Raw genomic sequence first — 10162 nt, forward strand, 5'->3', positions numbered from 1 at the left:
AAATGGAATGGCATTGTCTGTCCAAGCCCTGCATTGGACAACGATTATTGCTGGATGCGACATTGTGCTTTATCGAAAGTAGCGAAAATAGGGCACTCATTTCTTCTGACACTATGGCTATTCTCCCGATTCTTTGCTTCCCAGACCCCCAACTGCACACCGTGGCCAAGCCCGTGGCGGTGGTCGATGAGCGCATCCGCCAACTGGTGGCCGACATGCTCGACACCATGTACGATGCCCGTGGCATTGGTTTGGCGGCAACACAAATCAACGTGCATGAGCGCGTGGTGGTGATAGATACCTCCGAAGAGCATAACCAGCCCCAAGTGCTGATTAACCCCGAAATTGTTTGGGCCAGCCCCGAAACCGCCGTAGGCGATGAGGGTTGCTTGTCGGTGCCCGGCATTTACGACGGTGTGCCGCGTTCGGTGGCGGTGCATGTGCAAGCCCTCGATGCCAATGGCGTGTCACGGGTATTAGAGGCCGAGGGCCTGCTGGCGGTGTGTATCCAACACGAGTTAGACCATCTGCGCGGCAAAGTATTTGTCGAGTATCTCTCACCGCTCAAGCGCAACCGTATCAAATCGAAAATGTTGAAACGCCAACGCGAGGAACGCGCATGAGGGTCGTGTTTGCTGGTACGCCCGAGTTTGCGCGCGTGGCGCTAGAGCAATTGCTGCAAGCGGGCCACAGTGTGCCCTTGGTACTGACGCAACCCGACCGCCCCGCTGGACGCGGCATGAAGTTGCAAGCCTCGCCGGTCAAGCAATGCGCGTTGGTACATGGTATTGCCGTGGCCCAGCCGCACAGCCTGCGCCTAGATGGCAAGTTTCCAGACGAAGCCGCCGCTGCCCGCGCTGCGCTAGAGGCCGCCCAAGCCGATGTGATGGTGGTAGCTGCCTATGGCCTGATTTTGCCGCAGTGGACGTTGGATTTGCCACGTCTGGGCTGCCTCAACATCCACGCCAGCTTACTGCCGCGCTGGCGCGGTGCCGCCCCGATTCACCGTGCGATTGAGGCCGGTGATGCAGAAACCGGTGTCACCATCATGCAAATGGATGCAGGCTTAGATACTGGCGATATGCTGTTGCTAGAGCGCCTGCCCATTACCGCCACCGCCACTACCGCCAGTTTGCACGACCAACTGGCTACGCTGGGCGGGCGTTTGCTGTTGCAGGTGCTGCAACAGGCCGCCGCAGGTAGTTTGGCGCGCACGCCACAACCCGCAGCAGGCATCAGCTACGCGCACAAAATCGAGAAAGCCGAAAGCAGCATCGACTGGCAACTGCCCGCGCGCCAGATTGACCAACGCATCCGCGCCTTCGACCCCTTCCCCGGTGCCAGCAGCGTGGTGCAGGGCGAAACCATCAAGCTGTGGGGCTGTACGCTGGCCGATACCCCCGCGCCCGCTGGGGCCGCACCGGGGCAAATTTTGCACATCGACGCGCAAGGGGTGTTGGTGGCCTGTGGCGAGGGCACTTTGCGCCTGACGGTGTTGCAACGTGCCGGTGGCAAACGCCTGCCCGTGGCCGATTTTTTGCGCGGCTTTGCCTTGCAGCCGGGCATGGTGTTGGGGGCAGAAACCGCTCATGGCACTGCTTGAAACGCTGCGCCATCCGGCCTACCGCCAAGGCGTGCGCGATTTGCTCAGTGCTGGGGTCGGCATGGGGGCTTGGGGTTTGGTCACTGGGGTGGCGATGGTCAAAGGGGGGCTGTCGGTGCCGCTGGCGCTGGCGGTGTCGTTTTTGGTCTATGCCGGAAGCGCCCAATTGGCGGTGTTGCCGCTGCTGGCCGTGGGGGCACCTTTGTGGGTGATTTGGCTGACAGCAGCCTGCGTGAATTTACGATTTGTTATTTTTAGTAACTTGTGGCGCAGTTATTTTGTCCATTTGCCCTTGGCGCAGCGCTTAAAAATTGGCTACTTTAGCGGCGATGTCATTTTTGTCGCCTTCATGAAGCGCTACCCAGAACAAAAACCGCAACCCGAGCAGCTGCCCTACTTTTGGGGTTCGGCCACCACCAACTGGCTGGCGTGGCAAGTGCCCTCGGTGGCGGGTATTTTGTTGGCCAATGAAGTGCCGCTGTCGTGGGGCTTGGGCTTTGCCGGGGTGCTGGCGCTGCTCGGGGTGTTGTTGTCGATGCTCAATGACCGCGCCACGTGGCTGGCCACGGGGGTTGCGGCCACAGCGGCAGTGGCCGCATTTGCTTTGCCGCTCAAGCTCAATATCTTGGTGGCGATTGCTGCTGCCGTGGCCGCTGGCTTGCTGGCCGAAGCCATGCAGCGCGCTGCACCAGCTGCACCAGAGGCCCCCTGATGGACTGGACGTGGTTCGATTGGGCCGTGGCGATTGCTGGGCTGGCGCTGATTACCATGCTGTCACGCTCGTTTTTTATGATTCCGCAGCAAGAAATGCCGCTGCCGCATTGGTTGCGCCGTGGCCTGAAATACGCCCCCTTGGCGGCCCTGACGGCGGTGATTGCCCCAGAAATCCTCATGAGCCACGGCCACATCATTGGCACTTGGCAAGATGCTCGCCTGCCAGCAGTGCTGTGTGCCAGTGGCTATTTTTTTTGGCGGCGCGGTATTTTGGGCACCATCAGCGTCGGCATGGCCGTGTACTTACCGTTGCATATTCTGCGGGGTTGGTAACGCCAGAATCGGCAGGGCCACGCCTACAATGTGCCCCGCTAACAACCGATTCTTCTCGCTTACCGCTTCGCTATGAACATCCTTCGCTTTTCCGATCTGTGCGCCCAAGGCAAAGTCCGTGGCCAACGTGTGTTTATCCGTGCCGATTTGAACGTGCCACAAGACGACACCGGCCGCATCACCGAAGACACCCGTATCCGCGCCTCGGTGCCCTGCATCCAACAAGCCCTCGATGCGGGCGCGGCGGTGATGGTCACTAGCCACTTGGGCCGCCCCACCGAAGGGGCCTTCAAGCCCGAAGATTCACTCGCCCCGGTGGCCGCGCGCTTGTCCGAACTGCTGGGGCGCGCAGTGCCGCTGGTGTCCGATTGGGTCGATGGCGTGCAGGTACAGCCCGGCCAAGTGGTGCTGCTAGAAAACTGCCGCCTGAATGTGGGTGAAAAGAAGAACAAAGAAGAACTGGCACGCAAAATGGCCGCGCTATGCGACATCTTTGTGAATGATGCTTTTGGCACCGCGCACCGCGCCGAAGGCACCACCTACGGTATCGCCCAGTTTGCCCCGATTGCCTGCGCTGGCCCGCTGCTATCGGCAGAAATTGATGCCCTGACCAAAGCCTTGGCACAACCCCAACGCCCACTGGCCGCCATTGTGGCGGGCAGCAAAGTCAGTACCAAACTCACTATTTTGCAAAGCTTGGCCGACAAGGTGGACCAACTGATTGTCGGTGGCGGCATTGCCAACACCTTTATGCTGGCCGCTGGTTTGCCGATTGGCAAAAGCCTGGCCGAGCCTGATTTGGTCGAGCAAGCCCGCACCGTAATGGCCGCCATGAAAGCCCGTGGGGCCGAGGTGCCCGTGCCCACCGATGTGGTGGTGGCCAAAACCTTTGCCGCCGATGCCCCCGCCACCGTCAAAGCCGCGACCGACGTGGCCGAAGACGACCTGATTTTGGACATTGGCCCCGAAACCGCCGCCAAGTTGGCTGCACAGCTTAAAGCGGCGGGCACCATCGTTTGGAACGGCCCGGTGGGCGTGTTTGAATTTGCTGCCTTTGAAAACGGCACCAAAACCATCGCCCAAGCGATTGCCGAATCTGCTGCCTTCAGCATTGCCGGTGGTGGCGACACCTTGGCCGCGATTGCCAAATACGGCATCGAGCAGCAGGTGGGCTACATCTCCACCGGCGGCGGTGCTTTTTTAGAAGTGCTAGAAGGCAAGCTGTTGCCCGCGTTTGATATTTTGCAGCAGCGTGCTGCACAGGGCTAAATGGTTCAAAAGGCAGGGTTAAAAACAACATTCTTCTTGTTTTTACCCAGCTTCACGCCCAAAATCGTTTTTTTATCAGGGAGGTGCCGGGTGTTCTCAGCTCCGTTACCGCCTATCCGCAGGAGAGAATAATGGCATTTGCAAGAACGTTCGGTGCTGCCTTGGTGGCAGGGGCCGTGGCTGCTTTAGTGGGGTGTGCGGCCAAAGCGCCCATTCCTTTGGCAGAGAATTTTGAACTCACGGTACAACCCAAGGTGCGCTCTGCCGGGCATTGGGATTTACTCTCGCGCGATGTGGTGGCGCAAACCTTGGGCTCTTTAGAGCGCTTGGGGATGCCCCCGGCCACGCCGCTGTATGTCTCGGCACCGCCCAATGCCAGCACCTTTGATTTGGCTTTCCGCGACTTTTTAATCACCGAGCTGGTGCAAAGCGGCGCTGCCGTGATGCAAGCCCCCGGCAATGCCTTGGATGTGAGCTACCACACCCAAGTGGTGCGCCACAACAGTGACCGGCCCCACTTTATTCCGGGCCAGTTCACCATGTTGGCCGGTGGCCTGATGGCCGCCTACGGCCTGCGCCACGAGCATATTGATGCCCAATTGTTGGCCGGTTTGGGCCTGACCTCTGCGGCCGACTATGCCGCCAGCATCAACTCGGGTGGCCCCACGCATACCGAAATGGTTTTGACCACCACCGTCACCCGTGGCGGCCAATTCTTGGTACGCAAAACCGATGTCTATTACCTCGAAAACGCAGATACGCCGCTGTTCATGCGTCCGTCTTACCGCAATATCAACATGAAGGTGGTGGCCCAATGAAGCTCTCTCGCCTTTCTTCCGTTGTGGCGCTGGCTGGTGCTTCGGTGCTGCTCACTGGCTGTATGAATGGCACGGTGCCGGTGCGCGCTGGGCCTACCTACCAAGAAGCAGCGGCCAGCCAGTTTTTAGACAGCAACCGCGAGGCCGTCGCCAAACTGACCGCCGGTTTTGACCTCAGCAGCATTGGCCAAGGGCCGGTGTTGGTGGCCACCGTGGTCAACGTCAACGATTTGAGCCGCTCGACCCCGCTGGGGCGCACCTTATCGGAGCAATACGCCTCGCACATGGCCACGCTGGGCTTTAACGTCAAAGAAATCAAACTGCGCGGCGATGTGTTTGTGCGCGAAGGCACCGGCGAGTTGCTACTCTCGCGCGAGATTAAAGACATTGCCCGTAGCCACGATGCTTCGCTGGTGCTGGTGGGCACCTACTCGGCAGCGGCCAACTTTACCTACGTGAGCTTAAAGCTGGTGCGTACCGAAGACAGCCGCATCATCCGGGGCCACGACTACGCCCTGCCCAACGACCGCGACGTGCAGCGCCTGCTGCAAGTGCCGCGCTAAGCAGCCATGCTGCCATCCTCTGCTTTTCAGAGTTTGGCCCTATTTTTTAGCAGGCCGTCCCCAGACGGCCTTTTTTTATCCCGTGGATAGAGAGTTTTTACTATGTTGCGCCGTGCCACCAAAATCGTAGCCACCCTTGGCCCCGCCTCCAGCGATATTGCCCTGCTAGAGGCCATGATTATTGCCGGGGTGAACGTTGTTCGCCTCAATTTCAGCCACGGCAAGGCCCAAGACCATATTGACCGCGCCGCCGCCGTGCGCGAAGCGGCCCGCCGTGCTGGGCGTGAAGTAGCCATCATGGCTGATTTGCAAGGCCCCAAAATCCGCGTTGGCAAGTTTGCCGAGGGTAAAGTTGAACTGGTGCCGGGGGCCAGTTTTGTGCTGGATGCCTCGCGCACCGAGTTGGGCGACATCAACGGCGTCGGGCTGGACTACAAAGAGCTGCCGCGCGATGTCAAACCCGGTGATTTGCTGCTGCTCAACGATGGCCTGATTGTGTTGAGCGTCGATGCCGTGCGCGGCGAGCAGGTGCATACCACCGTGCAGCTGGGTGGCGAGCTGTCCAATAACAAGGGCATCAACAAAAAAGGCGGCGGCCTGACGGCACCGGCCCTGACCGCCAAAGACATGGACGACATCAAAACCGCTATGTCCTTTCAAGCCGATTATGTGGCGGTGAGCTTCCCGAAAAACGCCACGGATATGGAAATGGCGCGCCAGCTGTGCCATGTGGCCGCTGCTGGTTTCAACCACCGCCCCCATTTGATTGCCAAAATCGAACGCGCCGAGGCCATCCCCCGCTTAGAAGAAATTTTGCGTGCCAGCGATGGCATCATGGTGGCGCGCGGCGATTTGGCGGTCGAGGTGGGCAATGCCGTGGTACCCGCGCTGCAAAAGAAAATGATTCGCATGGCGCGCGATTTGGACAAGGTGGTGATTACCGCCACGCAGATGATGGAGAGCATGATTACCAACCCCGTGCCCACCCGGGCCGAGGTCAGTGATGTGGCCAATGCGGTATTGGATGGCACCGATGCCGTGATGCTCAGTGCCGAGACCGCCGCCGGACGCTTTCCGCTGCAAACGGTGCAAGAGATGGCCACCATCTGTACCGCCGCCGAAGCGGCAGAAGACGTGCAATTGGATGCGGATTTTTCGCGGCGCACCTTCTCTGGCATTGACCAATCGATTGCCATGGGAGCCTTGTTCACGGCGCACCATTTGGGTGCCAAAGCCATTGTGGCCATGACCGACAGCGGCTCTACCGCCTTGTGGATGAGCCGTTATCGCATTCACATTCCGATTTATGCGCTCACGCCCAAGGTGGCCACGCAGCGGCGCATGGCGCTGTTTCGCAACGTTACCCCACTGCTAATGGACACCAGTGCCGACCGCGACACCGCTTTGGTGCAGGCCGAGCGTAGCCTGAAAGAGCGTGGCATTGTGCAAAGCGGTGACGTTTATGCCATTACCTGCGGCGAGCCTATGGGGGCACCGGGCGGCACCAATATGCTCAAAATCTGCCGGGTGGCTTGAGGCTGGCCCTCAGGTGCGCTTTGGCAAGGCTTGCGCCCGTTCGGCCAAGCCTTGCGCGCAGGCAAAAGCGCTGGCCCAAGCCCATTGAAAGTTGTAGCCGCCCAACCAGCCGCTAATGTCCACCACCTCGCCGACAAAATACAACCCCGGCTGGGCTTTGGCCTCCATCGTTTGCTGCGATAAGGCTTTGGTGTCGATGCCGCCCAGCGTGACTTCGGCCTTTTTGTAGCCTTCGGTGCCGGTGGGTGTGAGTTGCCAGCGGCTCAGGCGCTCAGCCAGCCGGGTTAAGGCTTTGTCGGAGGCTTCGGCGATGGGGCGCTGCCAATCGGCCTCTTGGCTGGCCCAGGCATCGGCCAAGCGGCTAGGCACCAGCGTAGCCAGTTCATTGGCAATCAGCTTGCGCGAGCGCAGTTTGGCCTGTGCCAAGGCCGTGGGCAAATCCACCGTGGGCGCTAAATTGAGCGACAGCGGCATCCCTTCTTGCCAATAGCTGGAAATTTGCAACACCGCCGGGCCAGACAAGCCCCGGTGGGTAAACAGCAAGTCCTCCTCAAACGCCATGTGGGCTTTTTTGCTGCCGCTGCTGATGTTCACGGGCAAGGCCAGCCCGGCCAGTTGGGCGTAGGGTGCCCAGTCTGCGCCATCAAAGGTGAGCGGCACCAAGCCGGGGCGGCGCTCGACCAAGGCGATATTGAATTGTTGCGCCAGCCGGTAGCCCACATCCGTAGCCCCAATTTTGGGGATGGACAATCCGCCCGTCGCCACCACCAAGCTGGGGGCTTGCACTGCACCTTGGCTGGTTTCCAGTTGGTAACTGCCGCCAGATTCCGTAGCAACAAAACCGATTTTTTGTACCTTACAGGGCTGCCAGCGTTGCACCTGCTCAGCGGCGCATTCGGCCAGTAGCATCTGGATGATGTCTTCGGCGGAGCGGTCGCAAAACAGCTGGCCCTTGTGCTTTTCGTGGAACGGGATGCTGTGTTTTTGCAGCAGCGCGATAAAGTCTTGTGGCGTGTAACGTGATAGCGCCGAACGGCAAAATTGCGGATTCTGGCCGACAAAATGCTTGTGCGGCGCGCGCACATCCAAATCGCGGTTGGTAAAGTTGCAGCGCCCGCCGCCCGAGATGCGGATTTTCTCGGCCACGCGCTCGGCGTGGTCAATCAATAGCACCTTCAGGCCGCGCTGACCGGCTTGGGCGGCACAAAACAGACCGGCAGCACCGGCCCCTAGGATGATGGCATCAAAAGTAAGGCTCAAAAGGGGGGTTCCAAGAGCAGAGAAAAGACCTTATTGCTACCGGACTCGCGGGTAATGAGTCCGTGGCTTGGGGCGTTGAGTCTATTGTGGCATGGGTCAGGCGTGGGCGCGGTCTTGTCGGGTTAGTGCCAAGTGCAAGCCAGCAGCACCCAGCACCGCCAGCAGTGTCTTGATAGTGGGGTTGCCCTTGGGGCCAAGTGCGCGGTACAGGGTTTCACGCGGCATACCGGCGCGCTCGGCCACGGCGGCCATGCCTTGGGCTTCGGCCACATGGCGCAAGGCGGCCAACAGTGCCACCTGTCCGCCGGGCTGGTTGGCCTCATCCAAAGCAGCGGCCAAATACTCGGTTGCAAAATCAGGGTCGGCCTTGAGTAGCTCAACCACAGCAGCATCGTGTGGGCGGCTTGCAGGTGGGTGGGTGGTGTTCATGTCGGTTTCCTTCGGTGTTGCCAGTCGCGCCAGTTCGCCAGTGCTTGGGCAATGTCGGCTTGTTGGGTGCGCTTGTCGCCACCGGCCACCAGCAATATCAATCGCTTGCCAGCCATTGGGCGTAAGGGTCTTTGCCCTCTGGGTCTAGGTAGCTTTGCACTTCAAACATGGTTTTTGTGCATTATGCGTTACAAATTGGGGGTTTCGTCGGTTTTGTCAGTAGCTTCTCTGGCACCTTGTAGATTTTCAGGGGCTGGCCTGAAGGTGGCCTCGTTGGTAGCGCAACTGGTCAGGCGTGTGCCAACTCTAGCGCGGCCATGCGTTGGATGGTTTGGCGCTTCTTTGCGTTCTCGCGGGCCATCCATAAGTCGCGCTGGGCTTGCAGCGCCAGCCAGTAGCCGGGCGAGGTGCCCAAGGCTTCGGACAGGCGCAAGTCCATGTCTGCCGTGATGCCTGAATGCCCGTGCAGCAGGCGCGACAACATGATGCGGCTAATACCAATGTGAGCGGCAAAGGCCGTCACTGTGATATTTAAGTCCTCAAGCCAGCCGGTCAGTAGTTCGCCGGGGTGTGCGGGGTTGTGCATGTCCATGATGTGCCTTTCAATGGTAATCAAGGTAATCCAGTAGCTCTATGCCGTTGGGTACGAAGCGAAACACCAATCGCCAATTGGCCTGCACAGTGACAGCATGAAAACCAGCCCTGTCCCCACTCAGGCCATGCAAACGCCACGATGGCCGCGCCAAGTCTTGCGGGCTTTGGGCTACGTTTAAGGCGGTCAACAGTTCGCGTAGGCGTTTGGCGTGCATGGGCTGGATGCCAGCGGCACTACCCGTCCTGAAGAAGGCTTCCAGCCCCTTGTGGCGGAATGTCAGAATCATGATTGTGTAAATCAATTGTTTACACATTATGCGCCAGCGAAAGGCAGCGCCAGCCGGGTGCAGTGGGGTTTTGGGGGTACCTGCTGGGGGCCTTTGCCGATTTTCACGGGCTGGCTTTATGCCGCCTTGCTGTGCAGTTGGATGATTTTTGCGCCAACACGCAGTTGGTCTAGGTAGTCTGCCCATGTTTGCATCATGGCGCGGCGCTGCTCCATGTATTCGGCGCGGTCGTAGGCGCTGCCAAGTGGGCCGCTTTTGCCGTGGCCTAGTTGGGCTTCAACCAAAGTGTCAGGGATGCCAGCTAGGCGCTCGGCCATCATCGTTCTAGCCATTGCGCGGAAGCCGTGGCTTACATGGTCTTCACCAAAGTCGAGGCGCTTGAGTGCAGCGTTAATCGTGTTGTCGGACATTGGGCGCAAGGTAGAACGGGCACCCGGAAAGACATAGCGCCCACTGCCAGTAAGGGGGCGTAGCGCCTGCAAGATGGCAATGGCTTGTTTCGCCAGCGGGATGTAATGCGCCTTGCCGTTGAGCTTTTCCCGCTTGGTGCGCTTCATATCGGCGGGCGGTATGGTAAGCATGGCATTGTCCAAGTCAATCCATGCCCATTCCATAGCGCGGATATTGCCGGGGTTAGCAGCAGCACTCAACAAATCTACTCAAATCTATGCTAATATATCCATTATGAAGAGCTTAGTAAGCATAGGAGAAGCAGCAAAGGCGTTAGGTGTGTCCATAACAACCTTGCGCCGCTGG

13 protein-coding genes are annotated in these 10162 nt (G+C 59.3%); 8 read left to right on the forward strand and 5 right to left on the reverse strand.

Going from position 1 to position 10162, the window contains the following annotated elements; genetic code table 11:
• Positions 1-113 precede the first annotated feature (113 nt).
• The 8 genes from def (at position 114) to pyk (ending at position 6836) form a co-directional block, all read left to right on the forward strand.
• Entirely contained in the window at positions 114-623 is a 510-nt protein-coding gene (gene def / locus PHX60_RS08530; RefSeq protein WP_300076734.1) for a peptide deformylase, read from the forward strand.
• Positions 620-1603: a methionyl-tRNA formyltransferase gene (fmt, locus tag PHX60_RS08535; RefSeq protein WP_300076736.1), complete on the forward strand. Its 984-nt coding sequence runs from the start codon at positions 620-622 to the stop codon at positions 1601-1603. The genes def and fmt overlap by 4 nt, the downstream gene beginning before the upstream one ends.
• Complete coding sequence (locus tag PHX60_RS08540; RefSeq protein ID WP_300076738.1) at positions 1590-2315, forward strand: AzlC family ABC transporter permease; 726 nt, start codon at positions 1590-1592, stop codon at positions 2313-2315. Before fmt ends, PHX60_RS08540 begins: the two co-directional genes overlap by 14 nt.
• Positions 2315-2650 (forward strand): AzlD domain-containing protein, encoded by a 336-nt coding sequence (locus tag PHX60_RS08545; protein ID WP_300076740.1) that lies wholly within the window; start codon positions 2315-2317, stop codon positions 2648-2650. Before PHX60_RS08540 ends, PHX60_RS08545 begins: the two co-directional genes overlap by 1 nt.
• A gap of 72 nt (positions 2651-2722) precedes the next feature.
• Positions 2723-3919 (forward strand): phosphoglycerate kinase, encoded by a 1197-nt coding sequence (locus PHX60_RS08550; protein ID WP_300076742.1) that lies wholly within the window; start codon positions 2723-2725, stop codon positions 3917-3919.
• A 131-nt stretch (positions 3920-4050) separates the two neighbouring features.
• Positions 4051-4737 carry a hypothetical protein gene (locus PHX60_RS08555; protein WP_300076744.1) on the forward strand — a complete coding sequence of 229 codons (687 nt, stop codon included), beginning with the start codon at positions 4051-4053 and terminating at the stop codon, positions 4735-4737.
• On the forward strand, positions 4734-5300 hold the full coding sequence (locus PHX60_RS08560; RefSeq protein WP_300076746.1) for a FlgO family outer membrane protein: 567 nt from the start codon (positions 4734-4736) through the stop codon (positions 5298-5300). Before PHX60_RS08555 ends, PHX60_RS08560 begins: the two co-directional genes overlap by 4 nt.
• Positions 5301-5402: 102 nt before the next feature.
• Positions 5403-6836, forward strand: a complete 1434-nt coding sequence (gene pyk / locus PHX60_RS08565) for a pyruvate kinase (RefSeq protein ID WP_300076748.1) — start codon at positions 5403-5405, stop codon at positions 6834-6836.
• A 9-nt stretch (positions 6837-6845) separates the two neighbouring features.
• Here pyk and PHX60_RS08570 read toward each other — a convergent pair whose 3' ends face one another.
• The 5 genes from PHX60_RS08570 to PHX60_RS08590 form a co-directional block, all read right to left on the reverse strand.
• On the reverse strand, positions 6846-8096 hold the full coding sequence (locus PHX60_RS08570; RefSeq protein ID WP_300076750.1) for an NAD(P)/FAD-dependent oxidoreductase: 1251 nt from the start codon (positions 8094-8096) through the stop codon (positions 6846-6848).
• 96 nt (positions 8097-8192) lie between these two features.
• Positions 8193-8525, reverse strand: a complete 333-nt coding sequence (locus PHX60_RS08575; protein ID WP_300076752.1) for an addiction module antidote protein — start codon at positions 8523-8525, stop codon at positions 8193-8195.
• Positions 8526-8814: 289 nt separating this feature from the next.
• Positions 8815-9117, reverse strand: coding sequence for a HigA family addiction module antitoxin (locus PHX60_RS08580; protein WP_300076754.1), 303 nt, complete (start codon positions 9115-9117; stop codon positions 8815-8817).
• Between the two features lie 10 nt (positions 9118-9127).
• The gene (locus tag PHX60_RS08585) at positions 9128-9406 is read right to left on the reverse strand and encodes a type II toxin-antitoxin system RelE/ParE family toxin (RefSeq protein ID WP_300076756.1); all 279 of its coding nucleotides are present in this window, start codon (positions 9404-9406) and stop codon (positions 9128-9130) included.
• Positions 9407-9522: 116 nt separating this feature from the next.
• Positions 9523-10056: a site-specific integrase gene (locus PHX60_RS08590; protein WP_366144373.1), complete on the reverse strand. Its 534-nt coding sequence runs from the start codon at positions 10054-10056 to the stop codon at positions 9523-9525.
• Between the last annotated feature and the right edge of the window lie 106 nt (positions 10057-10162).

It is taken from the genome of Giesbergeria sp. (assembly GCF_028686475.1).
Taxonomy (GTDB): Bacteria; Pseudomonadota; Gammaproteobacteria; order Burkholderiales; family Burkholderiaceae_C; genus Simplicispira.